Origin of the sequence: Mycolicibacterium pulveris (assembly GCF_010725725.1) — a bacterium.
Lineage (GTDB): Bacteria > Actinomycetota > Actinomycetes > Mycobacteriales > Mycobacteriaceae > Mycobacterium > Mycobacterium pulveris.
In genome coordinates, this window is record NZ_AP022599.1 from 4,349,457 (window position 1) to 4,369,807 (window position 20,351).

General features: G+C 65.7%; 21 protein-coding genes and 1 tRNA gene. 8 read left to right on the forward strand and 14 right to left on the reverse strand.

Features of this window, described 5'->3' with window-relative positions:
• Nucleotides 1–34: 34 nt before the first annotated feature.
• From G6N28_RS21050 to G6N28_RS21080, 7 genes are read right to left on the reverse strand one after another with little or no spacing between them, the layout of a single operon-like run.
• Nucleotides 35–937: an alpha/beta hydrolase gene (locus G6N28_RS21050; RefSeq protein ID WP_163903660.1), complete on the reverse strand. Its 903-nt coding sequence runs from the start codon at nt 935–937 to the stop codon at nt 35–37.
• On the reverse strand, nt 937–1,632 hold the full coding sequence (locus G6N28_RS21055) for an acyl-CoA dehydrogenase family protein (RefSeq protein ID WP_163903662.1): 696 nt from the start codon (nt 1,630–1,632) through the stop codon (nt 937–939). The genes G6N28_RS21050 and G6N28_RS21055 overlap by 1 nt, the downstream gene beginning before the upstream one ends.
• Nucleotides 1,629–2,420 carry an enoyl-CoA hydratase-related protein gene (locus tag G6N28_RS21060; RefSeq protein ID WP_163903664.1) on the reverse strand — a complete coding sequence of 264 codons (792 nt, stop codon included), beginning with the start codon at nt 2,418–2,420 and terminating at the stop codon, nt 1,629–1,631. Before G6N28_RS21060 ends, G6N28_RS21055 begins: the two co-directional genes overlap by 4 nt.
• Nucleotides 2,417–3,271, reverse strand: coding sequence for a 3-hydroxyacyl-CoA dehydrogenase family protein (locus tag G6N28_RS21065; RefSeq protein WP_235674647.1), 855 nt, complete (start codon nt 3,269–3,271; stop codon nt 2,417–2,419). The genes G6N28_RS21060 and G6N28_RS21065 overlap by 4 nt, the downstream gene beginning before the upstream one ends.
• A 10-nt stretch (nt 3,272–3,281) precedes the next feature.
• Nucleotides 3,282–4,139, reverse strand: coding sequence for a 3-hydroxyacyl-CoA dehydrogenase family protein (locus tag G6N28_RS21070; protein ID WP_235674648.1), 858 nt, complete (start codon nt 4,137–4,139; stop codon nt 3,282–3,284).
• Nucleotides 4,140–4,162: 23 nt separating this feature from the next.
• Nucleotides 4,163–5,356, reverse strand: a complete 1,194-nt coding sequence (locus tag G6N28_RS21075; protein ID WP_235674649.1) for an acyl-CoA dehydrogenase family protein — start codon at nt 5,354–5,356, stop codon at nt 4,163–4,165.
• Complete coding sequence (locus tag G6N28_RS21080) at nt 5,353–6,135, reverse strand: enoyl-CoA hydratase/isomerase family protein (protein ID WP_163903668.1); 783 nt, start codon at nt 6,133–6,135, stop codon at nt 5,353–5,355. The genes G6N28_RS21075 and G6N28_RS21080 overlap by 4 nt, the downstream gene beginning before the upstream one ends.
• 294 nt (nt 6,136–6,429) lie before the next feature.
• Between G6N28_RS21080 and G6N28_RS21085 the strand changes: the two genes are divergently transcribed.
• A complete protein-coding gene (locus tag G6N28_RS21085) occupies nt 6,430–7,185 on the forward strand; it encodes an SDR family NAD(P)-dependent oxidoreductase (RefSeq protein ID WP_163903670.1) in 756 nt (251 codons plus the stop codon).
• On the opposite strand, the gene G6N28_RS21090 is transcribed toward G6N28_RS21085, so the two are convergent.
• Nucleotides 7,182–7,961 carry an enoyl-CoA hydratase-related protein gene (locus G6N28_RS21090; protein WP_163903672.1) on the reverse strand — a complete coding sequence of 260 codons (780 nt, stop codon included), beginning with the start codon at nt 7,959–7,961 and terminating at the stop codon, nt 7,182–7,184. The two genes, G6N28_RS21085 and G6N28_RS21090, sit on opposite strands and share 4 nt — an antisense overlap.
• 123 nt (nt 7,962–8,084) lie before the next feature.
• Here G6N28_RS21090 and G6N28_RS21095 point away from each other — a divergent pair, with 123 nt between their 5' ends.
• From G6N28_RS21095 to G6N28_RS21105, 3 genes are all read left to right on the forward strand, one after another.
• Nucleotides 8,085–8,816: a FadR/GntR family transcriptional regulator gene (locus G6N28_RS21095; protein ID WP_163903674.1), complete on the forward strand. Its 732-nt coding sequence runs from the start codon at nt 8,085–8,087 to the stop codon at nt 8,814–8,816.
• Between the two features lie 9 nt (nt 8,817–8,825).
• Nucleotides 8,826–9,605, forward strand: a complete 780-nt coding sequence (locus G6N28_RS21100; RefSeq protein ID WP_163903676.1) for an SDR family oxidoreductase — start codon at nt 8,826–8,828, stop codon at nt 9,603–9,605.
• Nucleotides 9,606–9,769: 164 nt separating this feature from the next.
• Nucleotides 9,770–10,606, forward strand: a complete 837-nt coding sequence (locus G6N28_RS21105; RefSeq protein ID WP_163903678.1) for a TIGR03619 family F420-dependent LLM class oxidoreductase — start codon at nt 9,770–9,772, stop codon at nt 10,604–10,606.
• A 6-nt stretch (nt 10,607–10,612) separates the two neighbouring features.
• Here the strand turns inward: G6N28_RS21105 and G6N28_RS21110 are convergent, their stop codons facing one another.
• Complete coding sequence (locus G6N28_RS21110; protein ID WP_163903680.1) at nt 10,613–11,758, reverse strand: acyl-CoA dehydrogenase family protein; 1,146 nt, start codon at nt 11,756–11,758, stop codon at nt 10,613–10,615.
• 130 nt (nt 11,759–11,888) lie between these two features.
• Here G6N28_RS21110 and G6N28_RS21115 point away from each other — a divergent pair, with 130 nt between their 5' ends.
• Together G6N28_RS21115 and G6N28_RS21120 are read left to right on the forward strand one after the other, a co-directional pair.
• Nucleotides 11,889–13,586 carry an acyclic terpene utilization AtuA family protein gene (locus G6N28_RS21115; RefSeq protein WP_197745797.1) on the forward strand — a complete coding sequence of 566 codons (1,698 nt, stop codon included), beginning with the start codon at nt 11,889–11,891 and terminating at the stop codon, nt 13,584–13,586.
• A gap of 25 nt (nt 13,587–13,611) precedes the next feature.
• Nucleotides 13,612–14,352: a tyrosine-protein phosphatase gene (locus tag G6N28_RS21120; RefSeq protein WP_163903682.1), complete on the forward strand. Its 741-nt coding sequence runs from the start codon at nt 13,612–13,614 to the stop codon at nt 14,350–14,352.
• 14 nt (nt 14,353–14,366) lie between these two features.
• On the opposite strand, the gene G6N28_RS21125 is transcribed toward G6N28_RS21120, so the two are convergent.
• Nucleotides 14,367–14,443: transfer RNA gene (locus G6N28_RS21125), tRNA-Ile, on the reverse strand.
• A gap of 97 nt (nt 14,444–14,540) precedes the next feature.
• The gene (locus tag G6N28_RS21130; protein WP_407664989.1) at nt 14,541–14,804 is read right to left on the reverse strand and encodes a hypothetical protein; all 264 of its coding nucleotides are present in this window, start codon (nt 14,802–14,804) and stop codon (nt 14,541–14,543) included.
• 160 nt (nt 14,805–14,964) lie between these two features.
• On the opposite strand from G6N28_RS21130, the gene G6N28_RS21135 reads away from it, so the two are divergent.
• A complete protein-coding gene (locus G6N28_RS21135; RefSeq protein WP_407665021.1) occupies nt 14,965–15,306 on the forward strand; it encodes a hypothetical protein in 342 nt (113 codons plus the stop codon).
• A 16-nt stretch (nt 15,307–15,322) separates the two neighbouring features.
• Here the strand turns inward: G6N28_RS21135 and G6N28_RS21140 are convergent, their stop codons facing one another.
• On the reverse strand, nt 15,323–16,534 hold the full coding sequence (locus G6N28_RS21140; RefSeq protein WP_235674650.1) for a cytochrome P450: 1,212 nt from the start codon (nt 16,532–16,534) through the stop codon (nt 15,323–15,325).
• 184 nt (nt 16,535–16,718) lie between these two features.
• Between G6N28_RS21140 and G6N28_RS21145 the strand changes: the two genes are divergently transcribed.
• A complete protein-coding gene (locus tag G6N28_RS21145) occupies nt 16,719–17,267 on the forward strand; it encodes a TetR/AcrR family transcriptional regulator (RefSeq protein WP_163903684.1) in 549 nt (182 codons plus the stop codon).
• Between the two features lie 21 nt (nt 17,268–17,288).
• Here the strand turns inward: G6N28_RS21145 and G6N28_RS21150 are convergent, their stop codons facing one another.
• Together G6N28_RS21150 and G6N28_RS27190 are read right to left on the reverse strand one after the other, a co-directional pair.
• A complete protein-coding gene (locus G6N28_RS21150; protein ID WP_163903686.1) occupies nt 17,289–19,493 on the reverse strand; it encodes an alkaline phosphatase family protein in 2,205 nt (734 codons plus the stop codon).
• 136 nt (nt 19,494–19,629) lie between these two features.
• Nucleotides 19,630–20,310 carry a DUF1460 domain-containing protein gene (locus G6N28_RS27190; RefSeq protein ID WP_235674788.1) on the reverse strand — a complete coding sequence of 227 codons (681 nt, stop codon included), beginning with the start codon at nt 20,308–20,310 and terminating at the stop codon, nt 19,630–19,632.
• Between the last annotated feature and the right edge of the window lie 41 nt (nt 20,311–20,351).

Genomic DNA, 20,351 nt, shown 5'->3' on the forward strand with positions numbered 1-20,351 from the left:
CCATCGGTCCGCGGAGCCGGTTCGTAGCCGATTACTACGTGTATGTGACGTCCCAAGCGGCGGCGACGAATACGCTGATCTGCTCGAGCGTCCGCTGAGCCTCCGGAAGATACGGAAACAGGGTCCACGCATGCAGCGCTTCGTCGAGCATGTCGGCAGCGACCGGGACCCCGCTGGCCTGCAGCCGATCGATGAGCAGGAGCGCGTCGTCACGCAACATCTCGGAGTTGCTGGCGGTGACAAACATGGGCGGAAGACCGGAGAGATCACCGTGGATCGGCGATACCCGCGGATCGTCGCCGGAAAGGCCGGCGCAGACCCACTCGCGATATCGCTCGACGACTTCGCGCACCACGATAGGGTCGCTGTGGTCGTTCTCCCTGAAGGAGGCGCCGCCGAGGCTGAGATCGACCCAGGGCGAGACCACCGCCGCGCAGGCCGGCATCGGGCGGCCGGTGCGGCGCAGTTCGGTCAGCAGCGCAACGGTCAGCCCGCCGCCGGCGCTCTCGCCGCACACCACGAGTCTTTGCGGCGCCACGCCCGAATCCAGCAGCCCAAGGTAGACGGCGACGGCATCTTCGAGCTGTGCGGGGCAGGGACATTCGGGAGCGCGACGGTATTCCACCAGCAAGGCGCGGGCGTTGAGCGCACGAGCGTAACGGCTCGCCACCTCCCGGTGGCTGCGGCGACTGCCGATCACGTACCCCCCACCGTGCAAGTAGAGACAGACGTAACCCTCGCGTGCGCCAGGCACGGAAATCCAGTCGCAGGCCACGCCGCCGACCACCGCTGGTGTGACGGTGACCTCGGATGGCAGTACGAAGGTCGAGTCCATGGCATCGAAATTGGTGCGCTGCGTTGACACCGGTTCGTCCGGATGCACCATGGGTTTGGCGGTGAGCTTGGCGGTCAGTTCACGCATCCGTTGGCTGGCCATCACGCGCTCGCAAAGCTCGGCGCCACCAGAGCGCGCAGCGAAACGCAGTCTCGGGCGATGCGTTCCAGTGGATACTCACACATATAGCCGTACCCTCCATGCAGCTCGATGGCGCTGTAAGCGACGGCAGTGGCCACCCGGGCGGCATCGAACGTGACGGCCACGACATCGGTTTCGGATGAGTCCGTGTCGCGGGCCGACGCGTGGACGGCGTGTCGTGCATGGGACAGGCGGGCGTGCATCGTCGATGTGGCCTGGCGCAGCACTGGGATATCGATGAGGTGGCGACCGAAGGCCCGTCGTGATGACAGATAGAGCACACTCTGGTCATGGGCGTACTGGGCACTTCCGATCGCCGCTGCGGCGACGGCGTACCGGAAAGGGCCATCGAGGGTGGTCGGTACCGCTCCGGTTCGAAGCCCGCGCAGTCCGACGGTGAACCGAGGTTGCCCGACGGTGCCGTCGGGTGCCGCGACGAGTAGCGCGACACTCGGACAGGCCCGCGCGACCTGTTCGATGACCGTCAGCAGCGACACCGCATCGAGGTCGGTGGTGGTGAGCCCGACCAGGCCGAGTTCGCGCATCGCGTCGACAAGCTCGTCCGGGATTTCGTCGGCGGCATCGATGTCTGCCGACCGCGGCGCCACTTGACGGTCGGAAAACGACCGCACCACATCCAGCAGCAGGTCGCTCATGTCCAGAACTTCGACACGTCGGGTGGTTGCTTCTCCCGGAAGGACCGCGACATCTCCTCGGCCTCTTGAGTTTTCAGGTACTGGGTGAGCAAGAGGTCGTGAGCCATCCGGGCCTGTCCGACGACACCGGTGTGCCGAGCCGAGAACGCGGCTTTGAGCCCTGCGATTGCCTGTGGGCCGCGGCCGAGCAACTCCTCGACCACCTCATTGACCCGATCGGCGAGTTCGGCGTGCGGTGTGACCTCATTGACCAGTCCCATGGCCAGCGCCTGCTCCGCGGTGTACTTGCGGTTCAGATACCACATCTCCTTGGCCCGCTTACGGCCGATGGCCTCTTCGAGATAGGCGGTGCCGTAACCGGCATCGAAGCTGCCTACCATCGGGCCCACTTGGCGGAACTGTGCGCGATCGGAGGCGATGGACAGGTCGCACACCGTGTGCAGAACGTTCCCGCCGCCGACGGCGTATCCGTTGACCGCGGCGATCACCGGTTTGGGCACCGAATCGATGAGCTCGTAGACGTCCACGATCGGCATGACGTTGCCGTAGTCGTAGCTGTCGAACGGGTCGTGTTCCCCGCCGATACAGAAGAACTTGTCACCGGCGCCGGTCAGCACGGCGACCCTCAGCGAACGCTGGGACCTGAAGTAGCGCAACACCTCAGCGAGTTCGAGCGCGGTGATGTCACGGAACTTGTTGCCGGCCTCGGGCCGGTTGATGGTGACCCGAAGGACGGCACCGTCGAACTCGACGATGAGGTCCTGGTATGTCGTAGGGTGCGAAGTCACCGTGGGTCCTCCAGATCGGAGATCCCCGAACCGGTCTTGCGTCCCAGTCGCCCCGCCGCCACCAACTCGCGCAGCATTGCCGGTGCTGCGAACCGCGGGTCGGCGGTCTCGGCATGAATGACGTCGCTGGCATGCAGATGGGTGTCCAAGCCGATACGGTCGAGCAGTTGCAGGGGACCCATCGGATAGCCGAGTCCCAGCTTCACCGCGGTAGCCATGTCCGCACAGCTGGCCAGCCCGTCGTCGTACTCCTGAATGGCCTGGTTGAGATAGGGAATGAGCAGGTGGTTGACCAGGAAGCCGGGACGGTCCTTGACGACCACGGGATGGCGGCCGATTTGTTCGGCGAATGCGACCAGCGTCTGCACCGTGGACTGGTCGGCTTGGATCGGCCGGATCACCTCGACGAGACGCATCAGCTGGGCGGGGTTGAAGAAGTGCAGACCGCCGAAGCGCTCGGGGTGTGATACGTAGGTGGCCAGCCGGGCCACCGAGAGGCCCGATGTGTTGGAGGCGATCACGCAATCGGCACGCACGTGGGCGGATATGCGGGTCAAGACGTCAGCCTTGATGTTCTCGTCTTCGGTGACGGCCTCGATGATCAGGTCGGCATCGGCCAGAGCAGCGGGATCCAGGATGCCCGTGATGCGTTCGGTAACCTGTTCCAGCAGAGCCGGATCCGTAGCTCCGCGGGCGGCCCCTGCCGCGTGAAACTCGCGTATCGCGCGGTGGCCGGCATCGAGCCGCTCCTGCGACTGTTCCAGAACCAAAACCGACAGGCCAGCCCTGGCGCACAGATCCACGATGCCGGCGCCCATCGAGCCGAATCCCAATACTCCAACTGTGCGCACCTGCCCCTCCTTAGGCACCGAACGCCAACTTCTGCTCGTAGGTATAGAAACCCCGGCCCGTCTTGCGACCGAGATCACCGGCGGCGATCATCTGGGTGACCAGGGGAGGGGGCGCGAATCGCGGATTGTGGAGCTGGGTGAACAGGCTCATGGACACCGCATAGTGGATGTCGAGACCGACCGTGTCGAGCAGTTTGAACGGGCCCATCGGATATCCAAGGGCGAGAGTGACCGCGGCATCAATGGTTTCCACGTCCGCACGGCCCGCCTCCAGCGCTCTGATGCAATCGTTCTCGAACGGCACCAGGAACCGGTTGACTATGAACCCGGGCACGTCCTTGGCCATGACGATTGATTTTCCGAGGGACTCGATGTAATCGGCGGAGCGGCGCACCGCGTCCTCGGCCGAACGGCGCCCCGGTACGACTTCGACAAGTTTCATCAGCGGCGCGGGATTGCAGTAGTGAGTGCCCACCACCCGCTCGGGATGATTCGATCCCGCCGCTATCGCCGTCACCGACAAGGTCGAGGTGTTGGTGTGAAAAAGAGTGTCGGGTCGGCAGATCGCATCCAATTCGCCGAAGAGGGCCTGCTTCACCTCGAGGTCTTCGAAGACCGCCTCGATGACCACGTCAGCGTCCCGTGCCGACTTCAACGAAGTCGACGCGCTGAGCCGACCGACGGCGGCGGCATGATCCGATTCAGTGATCTTGCCCAGAGAAAGACTGCGCGCGAGGAACTTCGCGACCTGATCCTTGCCCAACTCGATACGTTCGTCATCGACATCGATGATGTGAACGTTGTGGCCACCGAGCAACGACGTGATCGCAATGCCTGAACCCATTGTGCCGGATCCGATCACGGACACGTTGAGTGAGATGGATGCTTGGTTCATGTTCTCCGACCTCGTGAATAGGTGTCGCGTGCGATCAACAACCGTTGGATTTCGTTGGTTCCGTCGTAGATTCGGGTCACCAGGGCGTCGCGCAACAACCGTTGAATGGCGCTCTCACGCCGGTCTCCGTCGGGGCCCATGAGCTCAAGGATGCGGTCTGCGACCTCCACCGCCAACTCGGTGCACAGCAGTTTGGCCGCTGACACCTCGGCCACCTCGGTTCCCTTGCCGGCATCGATGACGCGCGCGGTCTGGATCAACAGCAGGCGGGCCGACAGCACCTTGGCACGCAGGAGCGCGAGTTCGGACTGAATGAACTGTCCCGCATCGTTCTTCGGGTGCAGAAGGTCGCGCTCAGCGGCGTACGCGATGCCGGCACGCAGCGCGGCGGCGGCGAGCCCTACGCCTTGCGCCGCCGCGCTGAGCCGTGTCTTGACCACCGAGGACATCGCGATGGCGAAGCCCTTGCCGACATCGCCGAGTACGGCCGAGCGTGGTACCACACAGTCTTGGAAGGACAGTTCGACCGTCGAGGAACCATGCATACCCATCTTGGCGAACGGTGCGCCTGCCACCACGCCGCCGTCAGCGGGATCGACGAGGAACGCGACGACGCCGTCACGGCCCGCGCTGCGGTCGATGGTCGCGAACGTGACGATGACACCGGCGACGTCGCCGGAGGTGATGAAGGTCTTCGTGCCGTTGAGCACGAAGCCCTCTTCGACCGGTTGTGCGGTTGTGCTCAACGCGCTTACGTCCGAACCACCCGAGGGTTCCGAGATCGCGATGGAACCGTAGATGTCACCAACGCACAACCGCGGCACGTGCTTCGCACGTTGTTCGGGGGTGCCCCATCTGATGATCGGCCAGGCCGCGTGCATCTGGGTCATGTACACCAAGGACGTCGAACCGCAGGCCGCGGCGATTTCCTCCATGACAACGGCGTATGCCGCGCTCGATGCGCCTAACCCGCCATCGGACACCGGGATCGGCAGCGCGCCAAGCCCGGCGTCGACGAGTGCCCGATACTGCTTGTGGGGGAATTCGCCGGTGAGATCGGTCGCCGCGGCGTACGGTGCGACGTCGGTTGCGATGACTTCGCGAGCCTTGTCCCGAAGTGCCAGCTCCTCAGGTAGCAGGGCCAAATCGGCGGCCTTTTCGTCAAGCGCCTCGGCCGGTATCAGGTTCACCGGTCGGCCATCTTCGCCAGCATTGCTGTGATACCGGCCTGCCCGTTGACCGACGCGATCGCGATGGCGGCCAGCGCGGCTTCCTGCCCGAGCGCGAGGCTTGAGGGCACCTGCGCGCTCGCCGCCGCGAGAACGGTGCGCGTCGCAGCGGGCGTTGCCCGGCACAGCTTTTCGACGAGCTCGTCGACGGCGGCGGCCACGGAGTCGGGCGCGATCACCGGACAGGCCAAGATGCCGGCTTCGGCGGCTTCGCGGGCGCTCAGGCGGGCACCCGTCAACATCAGACGCAGTGCCAGGTGACGGCCCAAGGCATCGGTGAGGCGCTGAGTGCCACCGTAGCCGGGTATCAGGCCCAACGTCGCCTCGGGCAGACCGAACTGCGAGCGCTCCGTCGCGACAAGCAGATGGCAGGCCAGGGCCAACTCGAAACCACCACCGATGGCAAACCCGTCCACCACGGCCACCACCGGCTTCGGCGCCAGCTCGATGCGGCGGAACAGGTTCTGACCCCGGTTGAGCAGGTTGAGTGCGGCCTCGCTGTCCAACCCCGCGAGTTCCTTCAAGTCCGCCCCCGCGCAGAACGCCCGGGGACCCGCACCGTGGATAACGACCGCCCGAACCGCCTCGTCATCGAGGACAAGATCGAGTTCGTCGCTCAGCGCGTCGAGCAACTCGGTGTTGAGCGCGTTGAGGACCGCGGGTCGGTTGAGCGTCAGGTGCACCGCGTTGTCGGTACGGCGGCTGATCAGCACGCCATCGTGTTCCGCGTCGTTCGTCATTCTCGCGTTCTCGCGCTTCGGTTCAGACGGGCTCGAGCGCTGCTCTCGAACACTTCGCCCCGATTATGTGCGCGCCGCACCCCGGTCGGGCTGATTTTGTCGGACAAACTGACAACGGAGTTCCGGATGCCGCTGCTGGTCGATCGGCGAACGCCGAGACCTCCAGTTCCAGTGCCGGGTTCGATTGCCATCCCTGTCCGATACGAGTCTGCGTGCAGTAATTGATGGACAATTTATAGATGAAAAAAAGCAGACAATCAACCCTGGCGGTATGCCATCTGGCATGCTCCCGATATGGCTGATCAGATCTTGGCGGGTCGCAAGGCCGCGGTAACCGGGGCAAGCAGGGGAATCGGCCGGGCGATCGCGCTGGCTCTGGCGGCGGCAGGAGCCGATGTCGGACTGGTTGCGCGGTCGCTTTCAGATCTCGAGAAGGTGGCCGACGAAGTCCGCGCCCTCGGCCGTACCGCGGTCGTGGCCCACATGGATGTCACCGACGCCGACAGTGTGAACGGCGCCGTCGACGACGTTCACCGACGGCTGGGCGGTCTCGACGTGATGGTGAACAATTCTGGCGTGGTGAGTGCCGGCCATGCTTTGGACACAACGCTGGCCGAATGGGACCGCGTGCTCGACACGAATCTGCGCGGCACCTTCGTCTGCTGTCAGGCCGCGGGGCGTCACCTGACGGCGCAGGGAGCCGGCAAGGTCATCAACGTGGCGAGTCACTTCGGCTTGATGGCGGTACCGGGCTTTTCGGCCTACTGCGCGTCGAAGGCCGCGATCCTGCATCTCACCAGGGTGCTGGCGATTGAGTGGGCGCGTCACGGCGTTCAGGTCAACGCCATCGCGCCGGGCTATGTGGAGACCGACCTAAGTGCAGATGTGCGCGAGAATCCAGAGCTGAAAGACCGTGTTCTGCAACGTATCCCGGCGCGCCGCATGGCTGATGCAGCAGAGATAGGACCACTTGCCGTGCTACTTGCGTCCAGCCAGTCCGACTACATGACCGGTTCCGTGTTGGTCATCGACGGCGGTCAGTCGATTTAGGCGCCCATCCTTTCCGCCCTTTCCACGGCGGAGGGAATCCACGCCGCCGGGCGCTTGTCGCGAAAGGCTGCCATGCCTTCGCTGGCTTCGTCTGAGGCGAATCGGGCCATCGAAAGCCGCGTCATCTCGGCGAACGCTTCGGTGGAAGCCATCGAGGACATCTGCCGGATCAGTCGTTTGGTCTCTCGGATCGCGACCGGTCCACCGGCGAGCAGTTCACACAGCAGGGCGTCGACCTTCTGGTCCAACGCGTCAGCGGCCACGGCATAGTTGACGAGCCCGACCCGTGCCGCCTCGGCGCCGGTGATCCGGCGGCCGGAGAGCATGAGGTCGGAGGCGTCGGCCCGAGTGAGTTTGGGCAGGCAGACCAGGGAGATGATCGCGGGGACGACACCGATTCGCACCTCGGTGAACCCCAGCAGGGCCCGCTCGTCGATCACGGAGATGTCGCACGCCGCAGCAAGACCCACGCCGCCGGCCACGCAGTGCCCCGCGATGCGTCCGACCACCGGCTTCGGTGCGTCCAGGATGGTGTTCAGGACCGGGACCACATCGCTCTTTGAGCGGTCGGCGTCTGCGCTCAGATCGGCACCGGCGCAGAAAGTATTGCCGTCGTTGGTGATAACGATCGCGCGTACGTCGGTGTCGGTGATCGCCTGCTCGAGGCCGTCTCCCAGCCCCTGTACCAGCGTCGGGCTCAGGGCGTTCTTGTTGGCGGACTCATCCATCGTCAGCCTGGCGACACCGCCCGCTGCCTCGTACCGAACCCCAGCCACCGGTCTCCTTTTGATCTCGAGCGTTCGGATGAAAACTCGAAGTCGGATGTTTTGATCAAGCGTCAATTGTCTGACTCTAGTACAGTTAGGAGCTCAGGCAAGTGGAGGTGGTTCGGAGGTAATGTGCGGACAAACGATGTGCAAGCGCCGGCGTTCGCCGCGACGGTCGTAAAGCGTCCTCGGCACCAGGTCGAAGAGCAGATTCGGCACGCGATCAGGTCGGGTGCGCTGGTCACGGGCCAGAAGCTGCCCACCGAGATCGAGCTGGCGGCCAACTTCGGCGTCTCCAGGACCACGATCCGTGAAGCGTTGCGAACGCTGGTGGCCGACGGCTTGCTGGAGAAGATGCCGGGAGCCGGCGGGGGATCGTTCGTGCGAAACCTCGACCACCACGCTTTCGGCGCGGATCTCGGCGAGGACATCGAGAACCTGCTGCGGGTGGGATCGGTCGAATACCGCGAGGTGGCGGAGGTCCGTCGCATGCTCGAGGTGCCCGCCGCCAGGTTGGCCACCCGCAATCGCTCGCAGGCCGACCTGGATGCGCTCAACGAGGTGCTCGAAGACGAGAAGGCGCTTTCGTTCGACGACCCCACCGTTCCCGAACTCGATGTTCGTTTTCACTCCACCATCAGCAAGGCATCCGGTAACCGGGTCGTCGCCGCCTTCGTGGCCGCCCTGCACCAGGTGACCGAGCCCGTTCATCACCTCAAACTCAGCGCCGAGGTCGGTAAGCGGACATTCCGCCAGCACGTCGCGATCGTGCGCGCCATCGAGAAGGGCGACGCCGACGCGGCGGAGCGGGCGATGAGTGAGCATCTGTCGTATCTGGAGCAGCACTCGACCAACGAGGGTTGACGTCTGAAGGTGGAAAACGAACAAGCCGGAAGCTCTCTGCGGTCGCGCAAGGCCGTGGTCAGTGGTGGCGCCGGTGGAATAGGGCTCGCGCTCGCCGAGCGCCTCGCCGCCGAGGGGGCCGGCACGGTCGCAGTGGATATCGACCCGGCCGGCGGCGGCGATCTTGCGCGACGCGGTGTCGATCTCGTCGTCGCCGATGTGGCGAACCCGGCCGACTGGAAGCGGGTGACGGAGGTCGTCAACAGTCGGCTCGGGGGACTGGATCTGCTCGTCCTCAACGCCGGGGTGCCCGTTTTCGACCCCGATGTGATCGGCGCGCCCTACGAGCGGGTGCGGCGGGCCTACGACGTCAACGTGGAGGGGGTGATCCACGGACTACGGGCCGGGGTTCCGCTGATGGAGGCCACCGGTGGGGGTGATGTGGTCATCGTCGCAAGCCTTGCCGGGGTGATGGCATATCCGGACGACCCCTACTACGCGATGACCAAACACGCCGTCGTCGGCCTGGGGCTCAGTGCGGCCCGCAGCCTGCAGGCCCGAGGGGTGCGGGTGACGATCTTCTGTCCCGGGGTCGTCGACACGAAACTGGTTCCCGCACACGTGCGCGTCGCCGTCAGCGAGGCTGGTCTGGAGCCGCTGAGCCCTGCGGAGGCGGCCGGGCATCTGCTTGCCGCCCTCGATCACGGTGGGACCGGACGCATCTGGCTCAGTCAGGCGCAACTGGGGCTGGTGGAGTACGTGCCGGCCCGTGTCCCGCTGCCCAGGCCCGCCCGAACCGGCCGCGCGTAAAAGTCCGACACTTGCCACTCTGATTAATAGCAGACTAGCCTGTCAGCGGAGTGTCCGGTTCGACACCGGATAGCCGAACGAAGGCGCGAAGGCGGGAGCAGTTGGTCGTGGGCAGGAACGCAAGGCCGCAGTCGAGGCCGAAAGTCGGGATCTGGCTTTCGGTTGTGGAACCCGATCAGCTGATCGACTTCGCGCAGGAGGCCGAGTCGGCGGGGTGTGACTCGGTATGGGTGCCTGAGCACCTGGTCTGGCCGGATTCCATCAAGTCGCAGTACCCCTATCGCGACGACGGCGCCCCGCCGGTACCCAGCGACGTGAACCTTTACGATCCGTGGGTTCTGCTCGGGGCGGTCGCCTCTAAGACCACGACTATCAAGCTCGGAACCTGTGTATACGTGCTGCCCCTTCGCGATCCGTTGGTGACTGCGCGGGCGGTGGCGACGCTGGACATTCTCAGTGGCGGACGGGTGATCCTGGGCGCCGGACTGGGCTGGATGGCCGAAGAGTTCGAGGCGGCAGGCATCGACTTTCGGACCAGGGGAGCACGCTGCGACGAAATCGTCCCGGTGCTGCGCTCGCTGTGGTCGAACGAGATCACCTCGGCGGATGGCAAATACGTGCGGCTGCCGCCGGTGCACTTCAACCCGAAGCCGCCCAGTGGTGCAGCGTTGCCCATTGTGTTCGGGGGCGAGTCCGAGCATGCGCTGCGTCGGGCCGCCCGGATCGGCAACGGCTGGTTGGGTACCTGGCACACGCCGGAGTCGACGCGGGCCGTGGTGTCCCGGCTCGAAGGCTATCTCGCTGAATATGGCCGCGACAGCGGGGATTTCGAGATCACCGTCATGGTCAGCCCCCGCGGGGTGACCGACCAAACCGTGCTCGACCTTTACCAGGCCGGCGCCGACCGCATCTGCGTTGGCTCACCACGGGCACCGTTGCGCGTATGGCCGCAGGTGTTGCAGCGGCTCGCCGACGTCCTGCAGTCGCCGGCTCTTCGATAGCCTCCGTCACGCCGGTAGGCCGTCGAGCCGAGCGAGCGTCCTGAGCATTATCTCGTCGGCCCCGCCTCCGATCGAGAGCAGCCGGGCATCGCGGAAGTATCGGGCCGTCCAGTTCTCCTCCATATAGCCTTGGCCACCGTGGAATTGGAGACACCAGTCCGCGATCTCCCGCTGAAGTCGTGCCGCCTTCAACTTGCAGATCGCTGTCTGGCGTTGAGTGTCCTCGCCTCGGACAAAGGCCTCTGCACAGGCGTGGGTATACGCGCGAAGGAGGTCGAGCTCGGCGGACAACTCGGCCAGCCGGTACTGAATGTATTGGTTGTGTCCAAGAGACTTACCGAAAGCGCGGCGGTCGCACACGAATCGGCGAGTGCGGGCCAGCGCCTCGAGCATCCCGCCCACCGCCATGTAAGCACCGATCATGCGTTCATGCTGGAACTGCCTCATCTGCTGCGAGAATCCGCGGCCGATCTCCCCGATGGTGTTGGCCACCGGAACCCGAACATCGACGAACGAGAGCTCTGCAGTGTCGGACGCCTTGTTGCCGACCTTGCGCAGCGAGCGGCTGACCTGTAACCCCGGCGTCGACGTCGGCACGATTATCTGCGACATGCCGCGCGAGCCACCTTCGTCCGATGTCCTGGCAAGCAGGCAAAGCCAGTCAGCCTGCACACCGTTCGTGATGTACAGCTTGCTTCCGTTGATGATCCAGTTGTCCCCATCCCGGACGGCGCGCGTCCGCAAGCCCGCCACATCTGAGCCGGCCTCCGGCTCGGTGACGGCGATGGCGGCTACGGCCCGACCCTCGAGCGCCGGGCGCAGGAACCGCTCTTTGAGCGCGTGGCTGCCGTGTTGATGCAAAGAGGGTGTGGCCATGTCGGTTTGGACCGCGACAGCGGTGAATACGCCCATCGAGGGAATCCGGCCGAGTTCTTCGCCGAGGACCAGCGTGTAGAGGTGGTCGGCGCCCTGCCCGCCGTAGGCAACGTCGTATTCCAAGCCCAGCAATCCCGCGTCAGCCAGTTGGGGAAACAGTTCGTGGGCCGGGAAGATCCCGCGCTCCTCCCACTCATCAACGTAGGGCAGGACGTAGCGCTCGATGACGCCACGCACGGTGGTGCGAAAGATTTCGTGGTCTTCGGTGAAGGTCATCTCGGTTCCGTCTGGAGGTCGCCGGTTTCGGCCGCGTTGGGTCTTTTAGACCGACTTTTTCATAATGTATAACGTCTGACACTATACACTCGGCCGCGCTGGCATCGGCCACGATCAGGAGGAGGGCGGTGTGCTTGCAGACGCGTCCGACCGTGCGCTGCGGATCGGCAACTGTTCGGGGTTCCTCGGTGACCGTCGGTCGGCGATGCGGGAAATGCTCGAGGGCGGTCCACTCGATGTGCTGACCGGCGACTACCTGGCCGAACTCACGATGTGGGTGCTGGCCCGCGTGCGTACCAAAGGCTCTGGGAAAGGATTTGCGGACACCTTCGTCGAGCAGGTGACCGATTGCCGCGATCTGATCGCCGCATCCGGTGTGCGCATCGTCGCCAACGCAGGCGGGCTGGCGCCGGAGGCCTGCGCCGAGGCGCTGAAGCCCCTGGGGTTTTCGGTGGCCTACGTCGACGGGGACGACGTCCGCGGCCGCACCGCGATCCCCGAACGCGCCGTGACGGCCAACGCCTACCTCGGCGGTTGGGGGATCGCCGCGGCCTTGGGGGCCGGCGCTCAGATCGTGGTGACCGGACGAGTCACGGATGCCGCGATGGTGATCGGTTCGGCCGCGTGGTGGCACGGATGGTCGGCCGGCGATTTCGACGAGCTTGCCGGGGCGCTGGTCGCGGGCCACCTCCTGGAGTGCGGAACCCAGGTCACCGGCGGAAACTACTGCTTCTTCCAGGAGCTTTCCGCGGTGATGGATGGTCGGCCGCTTGGATTCCCGATAGCCGAGATCGCGTCGGACGGCTCGTCGGTGATAACCAAGCATCCGGGCACCGGCGGCGCGGTGACGGTCGGAACGGTGACGGCGCAGCTGCTCTACGAGATCCAAGGACGCCATTACGCCAATCCGGACGTCACCGTCGACCTGCGTTCGATCCGGCTCGCCGACGCGGGCCCCGACCGGGTCCGCATCGATCCCGTGCGGGGGCTGGCCCCGCCCCCGACGACGAAGGTGGCGGTCAACATCGTCGGCGGCTACCGCAACAGCGTCACCCTGCTCGTACCGGCTCCCGACGTCGAGGCGAAAACCGGACTGCTTCGCAGGCAGCTCGAGCCGGCGCTTCGCCACATCGACGACGTGACATGGCGCCTCGATCGAACCGATCAACCCGACCCCGGCTCCGCGGCGTGTGCGGTCGCCTCGCTGACAATCACCGCCCGGGATTCCGATGCGACGAAGGTGGGCCGGGCCTTTTCCTCTGCGGCCGTCGAACTCGGACTCGCGACCTTCCCCGGGGTGGCTTTCACCTCACCGCCGGAAGGTGCCCGCCCGTACGGCGTGTACCAGCCGGTTTATTTGCCCAACTCCGAAATCCGCCACGTCGCCCATCTGCCGGATGGAACGGTGTGCGCGGTCGAACCTCCGACCGAGACGGCTGATCCCGTGTGCGATGACGAGCCGCCGCCGGTGGCCGCTGCCTTCGACGGCCCCACCCGCCGCGTCCCCCTTGGTTCGGTGATCGGTGCGCGCTCGGGAGACAAGGGCGCAGATGCCAACATCGGCGTTTGGTGCCGCTCGGAGGAGCACTGGCGCTGGCTGCGATCGGTGCTCACCACGGAACGGTTGCGGAAGTTGCTGCCCGAGGCCGCTGCGTTGCCCGTCTCGCGCACCGAGTTTCCCAATCTGTGGGCCCTCAACTTCGTCGTTCACGGCCTGTTGGGGCGGGGGGCCGCCGAAAATACCAGGCAGGACCGGCAGGCCAAGACCCTGGCGGAATGGCTGAGGGCGCGCTGGGCCGACGTACCGGTTTCACTGCTGGATCGGTAGGTCCGGATAGGAACAGCTGGCGACAGTGAACGCGAGACCGACACCGCACCTGGCCAACCTTCGGGATCTCGGTGGCCTGCGCAGCGCCGGTGGGCGACGGCTGCGCGGCGGCCTACTCCTGCGGTCGGATGCCCCGCACCCCGGTGACCTGATCCCGAGTTCGGTGGCGTGGCCGCCTTCGCTGGTTCTCGATCTCCGATCGGCGACGAGCCGTCACGTCGGTCACCCGCTGGAGGCCGACGGCACCCGGGTCGTATGGTTTCCGATGGCCGCCGATGCCGACCCGTCGGCGGCGTTGCTGCGCGGCGCCGCCTTCGACATCGCCGTTCTCTACCAACGGATTCTGAGCGAACTCGGCACACACATCGCCACCATCTTCGAACTGATTCTCGGCGCCGACGGTCCCACCCTCGTGCACTGCGTCGCGGGTAAGGACCGCACCGGCGTGCTCGTCGCCGTTCTTCTCGCTGCCGCGGAGGTGGCACGAGCGGAGATTGTGACCGACTATCACGCGACTAGCCCGAACATGGCCGCCGTGATGGAACGCATGGTCGAAACGGTTGCCCCGGCGAAGCGCTCGAAGTTCCGCCGTCGGCTGGCCGAGGCGCCGCCGGGGCTGTTCAGCACGCCGTCCGAAGGAATCGCGGCGGTCCTCGACGAACTCGATTCCCATCGCGGCGGACCTATCGGGTGGCTTCGTGAGCGAGGAGTCGATCAACGGCAGATAGACAGCTTTCGCGCCCGCATCCTGATCGCAGGTGCCTGACGAGTTCCAATAAGTGGTGGGGCGGGCGGGACTTGAACCCGCGACCTACGGATTATGAGTCCGCAGCTCTGACCAACTGAGCTACCGCCCCGGGGCTGTGCGGCACCTTATGGTGGCACACGCCTGTTCAGTTGAACGCGCAGGCCAACGTGCGGACGAAGACCTTTATTTCCGGCGTAGTGCGGGAGCTACCCTTCGCACGCAAATCCGTCGCCGTCGCGGTCGAGCTCGTAGATGTCATCGCCGACGACATACACAGGGCCGGACACATATTCGGGTCCGTTACCGCTGCCGCCCGCGCAGTCGACGTCGCTGGCGATCGGGACGCAGGCACCCGAATAATTGGGGTCGCAGTCGGAGCCTTGCTGCAGCGGCACGGGTGCGGCGTTGGCCGCCGAAGCCGAGACGAACGCCAGCCCGAACCCAATTGCCGCCGCTGCCAGTTTCCTCACGGTCGCGAATGTTAGCCCAGGTAAGCGCCGGATACCCCGCAACGGCCTCCAGTTCCAGTTAACCGACCGATCCGCCGTTTGTGCTCATTACGCCGCACTCGGCGAACGACCCCGCTAATCTGGTGCTACTTCCTCAGGGGGTTGAAACATGAACCTCGACATGACGACAAATCGGATTCTGGGCGGGTGTGCGAGCGCGGCGGTCCTCCTCGGCGCGGTTATCACCGGGGCCCTCACCACAGCAGCGACCGGCAGCGCCAACCAAGAGATGGACCCGCACATGCCCAACACCACCCAGGGTTACTGCCCAGGCGGTGGTTTCGGCGGCGCGACGGGATGGGGCTATTGCGACGGGATCAAGTACCCGGACGGCAGCTACTGGCACCAGCTGCGCGCCCCGGCCCCGTTCGTCGGCAGCACCATCACGTTGACGTGTGTGATCGACGACGGCTCCCCGGTGCCACCGCCGGCACCGCCCGGCGGATGCGGCGGCGCCGTCTAACCCGGCCAGCGCGAACTTATCCGCAGGCCAACTCCAGCCGCTCGAGGCGCCGCACCAGCAGGCTCGGCAGCCAGCGGCCCACGTCGATCGCCTCGATCGCCGAGGTCTGCTCGATGAGCTGACTCATCACGATCGTCGCTTCCATGCGCGCCAGCGCCGCGCCGACGCAGAAATGCAATCCCTTGCCAAAGCTGATGTGGCCCTTGGGGTTAGGTCGGTCCAGTCGGAACTCGTCCGGGTTGTCGAAGTGTGCCGGGTCGCGATTTGCCGCTCCCCACAACAACAGCAGCCGTGACCCCGCCGCAAGGTCCACGCCTGCTAGCGTCGTGTCGTTCACCACGTGGCGGTAATGGCCGCGGAACGGCGGTTCGTAGCGCAGCACCTCCTCGAGAAACGCCCCGAGCAGATCCGGTTCGTCGCGCACCCGCTCCTGGATATCGGGGCGGGTCGCCAAAACCCAAGCCGCGGAACCGATCAGCGACGCTGTGGATTCGCCACCGGCGCTGAACAGGATGATCATCATCCCTTGCGCCGTGGGTTCGTCCAGTTCGCCCGACACGCACGCCGCGGCGAGGTCGCCGAGCAGGTTGTCCTGCGGGTCGGCACCAGCCCGCCGGAACTGGTCGGTGATGTATCCCGCGAGTTCGCCGACGGCGACGCCGGCCTCGGCGAGCTGCTCCTTGCTCACCAGCCCCTCCACCACCTGGGTGGCCGCATATCCCCACCGCACCAGCTTGTCGACGTCGCTGTCCGGGACGCCGATGATCCGCCCGACGATCATCATCGGCAGGCGGTTGGCCATCGCACCCATCCACTCGATGCGCCCGTCGTGAACGCCATCAGCCCACAACTGATCCGCGGTCTCGTCGACGAACGGCTCGAACGCGCGAATCCGCTTGGCTGCCAACTGCGGAAGCAACGCCTTTCGGTGCACGGCATGAGCGGGTTCGTCGGCGGTGGCCAGCACGTGGCTCTTGCCGCCCAGCCCCTCCATCTCGAAGGCACCCACGACACCGCCGGGTTGGTACGTCATCGTCGCGGTCAGGTTCGAGGAGAAATCCTCGGGCCGAGCGATCGCGTCGTTGACCGCGTCCCAACTGCACACCGCGTAGAACCCCGACTCGCCGATCCGATGCACCGGCGCGGCGTCCACCATCTTCCGGTACAGCGGATAGGGGTTCTGGATGTACTCGTCGTCGAACAGCGCGATACCCAGCTCAGATCCCACGCCTACCAAGGTGAGCGGCCACCACGTCGCCGTCAATAGCCCGCGGCGAACTTGAAAACCCCTGGTCGGACACCCCGGGCGGCACCGTCTCAGCACACCACTCCCACCAGCACCAACCCTGAGATGTAAGGTCAGTTTTGTCTCAGCTCTGAGAAAATTCTGACGACTGTAGAAGGAGCTGCCGGTGGCCCGAGACGATTGGCTCATCGGCGGCGAACGTCGTGGCGCCGCCGCGGAGCGGATCTACGCGGCGGCCACCGACCTCATCGTGCGCGAAGGCCTCGATGCCTTCGACATCGACACGCTGGCCGCGCGGGTGCACTGTTCGCGCGCCACCATTTACCGCTACGCCGGGGGCAAGGCGCAGATCCGTGACGCCGTGCTGCTGCGCCTGGCGGCAAGAATCGTCGACTCCGTCCGCGCCGCCGTTCAGGATCTCAGCGGCACAGAGCGCGTCGTGCAGGCGATCACCGTCGCCATCGAGCACATCCGGTCCGACCCCATCCGGCAGATGATGGCGGGGCTCAGCGCCGGCCGCGATCTAACCGAGCTGCCGTCATCGCCGGTGTTGGCCCGGCTGGCCGCCGATCTCACCGACATCACCGATGCCGATCCGTACGCGGCTCAGTGGATCGTTCGCGTCGTGATGTCGTTGGCCGTCTGGCCAATTGGCGACAACGACGTCGAGCGTCAGGTGGTCGAACGTTTCGTCGCGCCCGCGTTCACCCGATAACGAAACCCCTGAAATCCCCTGTCAGGCAATGAGTGCCGCGTTGCACGGCGCCCCGGCGGTGGCCGCAGACCCGCCGCAGGCCAATGTGGCCAGATCCGGCACGTACGTCTGTTCCGGCGGCCACGTCGACGGCGGCGGTGGGATCAGCGGGAAGATGCTGTTGCCGGTCACCCCGGTCAGCCGCGCGACGATCTGCGCCGGAATGTTGGTCGCGACGTACAGCAGGTTGCCCAGCAGTTGCACCGGCACGATCGCCAGGCCTGCCAATGCGCTGACCAGGAACATGTCCTGGTCGGCGATGGCCTGAAGTTGACCGATCGTGTCGTAGGTGAAGTTGTAGACGAAGTACGGGATCGAGGTGAAGATCGTCCGCACGCCCAGCGCGATGTCGGTGATGATGTCGGGATATCCGTTCATCGCGATCGCGTCCAGCAGCGCCTGGTGCAGATCGACGGGGTCGACGTCGCTCGAGCCCAGGGTCGTCAGGGACACGCCGTCGAAATGGTCCGGCGTTGTGGCGCCGAAGAGGGTCAGCACCGTGGGTGTCGTGTCGACGATCTCGTACTGCAGGTTCATGAACCCGTCCTGGAAAGCCGAACCCCTGGCGATCACGAACGTCTCGGTCTCCGAAGGTGATTGGAAGCCGTGGCCGAAGCCTTGCTGGGGCTGGTGGCCGTGGTCGGTGACCACGAGGATCGTCCAGCTCTCGCAGAGACCGGGGTTGCACTTCTCGCGCTCGGCGATCTCGTCCATGATGCGACCGAGGTTCTCGTCGACGTTTCGGATGGCCTCGGCGTATTGCTCCGACGCGCCGCCGTACATGTGTCCGTTCTCGTCGACACCGACGAAGTAGCTGAACATGAACGTCGGGGTGCCGTTCGGGACGTTCTGGATCGCTTCGACCGTTGCCTGGCCGACGGCGTCGTCGGTGAGCAACCAGTTCGTGTCACCCGGAATGTGGGGGACGAACACGGTGGTGTCGACGGGAATTGAACCGGCGTTGGCGATGTCGGCGATGACATTCCAGTTCGCGATCACGGTGGTGTCGATGTTCGGGTCATGCGACTCGAGCAGGTTGAACACCGTCGGCCAATTGTCGTAGGGCTGGGGAGTGAAGACGTTGTTGACCACACCCGACTTCTCGCCCCACACGCCGGTGAGAATCGCCGACCACGACGGCTGCGAGATCGTGGTGTGCCCGACGATGCTGGCCGGGGCGGTGGTGCCCTGATCCATCAGCTCGAAGAACTTGTCGTTCTCGGGATCGGCGAGGATCTTGCTCAGGTTGGTGCCGTCCACGCCGATCACCAGCACATAGGGCGTGTCGCCGTTGGCTTGCGCGGACGGACCCGAGATCTGGGTGACGGTGTACTGTGCCGCGGGCGGTGCGGTGCGCAGGCCCCACGCCCCCTCGAACTCGCCTCGCGCCGCCGCGAGCATCGCCCACAGCGCCGGCATCTGAATGGGTACTCCCGTGCCCAGGCCCATCAGCGGCCGCAGCACCGCTTCCACCGCCTCCGTGACGAGGCTGACCAGGGTGGGCTGCGGCGGCGCGGCGGCCGGGATCGCTGCTTCGGGCGCGGCCAGCGCCGCGAATGTGCTTGTCGCCGTGGAGGTAAGCACCGTGGTTGTGGTGGAGCCCGCGGACTCCTTCACCGGGTTTTCGGCCACCGCGCCGGTGTCTTGCGGCTGCGACTCCGGCTTCTGCGGGCCGGTAAATCGCTCGGCGGCCGCGTTCACAAATGACTCGATGGCGGCAGTGAAATCCTGTGTACCGGAGCGGGATTCGTGGTTGCCTGCCGCGGGGGGTTCGGTCGACTCGAGGTCGGACGAGGCGTCGACGGCCACGTCGTCCTCGGATGAGCCGCCCTCTTCGGCGTCGTCGCCGGTGTCCTCGGCCTCTTCGACCGCGTCGCCGATGTCTCCGGCCTCCTGCTCGGCTTCCCCGGACCCGTCGTCGGCCTCCTCGGTGGCGTCGTCGGTTGGGTCTGAAGCCTCCGATTCGGTATCGGTCGCATCAGCGTCGCCGGCCCCGTCGGCTGCGTCCGCGCCGGCGGTCGAGGTGTCACTCGGCGACGACGACTCGCTGGTCGAGGACGAATTGCCGGTTGACGACGAATCCGACGGTTCGGCGAAAGCGACGGCGGGGGTGCTGGCGAGCGCCACCCCGACCCCCAGCGTCACCGCTAGTGCCCCGACGCGACCGATATAGCTGGCGTAACCCATAGCGATTCCTTCCCCCTACCCACGCTCAGGCGACCCGCTGGAGTGGAAAAATTTACGTTTCCAGCAAATTACCGCGTTTGTGTCGCGGTGTACGCGGGTTCGCCGATCGGGTGCCCACCGGTTCGCGGGGAGCGCCCTACTCGACCGGGCGGAGTACGACCACCCCGGGGACGGTTTGTAGGTACTCCATCAGCGGCTGGTCGACGACCTCGTTATATGCGCTCAGCGAGGACGCGTTGCGAAACACCGGCCCGTCCGGTGTCTCGACGAAGACGCCGATGTGGGTGACGTCGAGGCCACCGTCCTGCGCGAACGCCCCGAGGTAGTCGCCGGTGCGCAGTCGGCTCAGCACGCTGTCGTCGACGTGGCGGCTCGGAATGTAGGTGACCGTGCGCGCCACCACGGGCAACCCGGGCAGGTACACCCCGCCGGAGTCCCTCTGGTTCAGGTTCTTGCGCACCTGAACCGCGTCGGGGCTCAGGTCCGCGGTGACGTCGGTCGCCAGCGCGGGCGCCACCGCGGCCCAGTCGGTGAAGAAGTGCTTCCTGTTCTCGTATGCGACGACACCGTCGCGGTAGCGCACGTTGATGAGCGCGTCGACGAACGTCTCGCGGTTGTCTGCCCGTTTGAGCGCTTCGACGTAGTCGGCATAGGTGAAACAGTCCACGTTCGCCAGCTCGACCACGAGCTGCTCGGGCTCACTGGCAGACCCGATCAAAGTGTCTGCGCCGTAAGGCGTTCCGAGGAACAGCCGGGAGAGCGTCTCGGACCGCGCCGACGGGTCGGCGGGGGAAACATCGCGGGTGGCGGCCAGCATCCGCTCGAGGACCTGCTCACTTTGCGGCGAGATCTGCGCGA

Coding starts and splice junctions, on each gene's coding strand:
- G6N28_RS21135 (WP_407665021.1), top strand. CDS start 14,965: ATGACGACAAATCGGATTCTGGGCGGGTGTGCGAGCGCGGCGGTCCTC.
- G6N28_RS21080 (WP_163903668.1), bottom strand. CDS start 6,135: ATGACGAACGACGCGGAACACGATGGCGTGCTGATCAGCCGCCGTACC.
- G6N28_RS21050 (WP_163903660.1), bottom strand. CDS start 937: ATGGCCAGCCAACGGATGCGTGAACTGACCGCCAAGCTCACCGCCAAA.
- G6N28_RS21085 (WP_163903670.1), top strand. CDS start 6,430: ATGGCTGATCAGATCTTGGCGGGTCGCAAGGCCGCGGTAACCGGGGCA.
- G6N28_RS21150 (WP_163903686.1), bottom strand. CDS start 19,493: ATGGGTTACGCCAGCTATATCGGTCGCGTCGGGGCACTAGCGGTGACG.
- G6N28_RS27190 (WP_235674788.1), bottom strand. CDS start 20,310: ATGCTGGCCGCCACCCGCGATGTTTCCCCCGCCGACCCGTCGGCGCGG.
- G6N28_RS21110 (WP_163903680.1), bottom strand. CDS start 11,758: ATGACCTTCACCGAAGACCACGAAATCTTTCGCACCACCGTGCGTGGC.
- G6N28_RS21055 (WP_163903662.1), bottom strand. CDS start 1,632: ATGAGCGACCTGCTGCTGGATGTGGTGCGGTCGTTTTCCGACCGTCAA.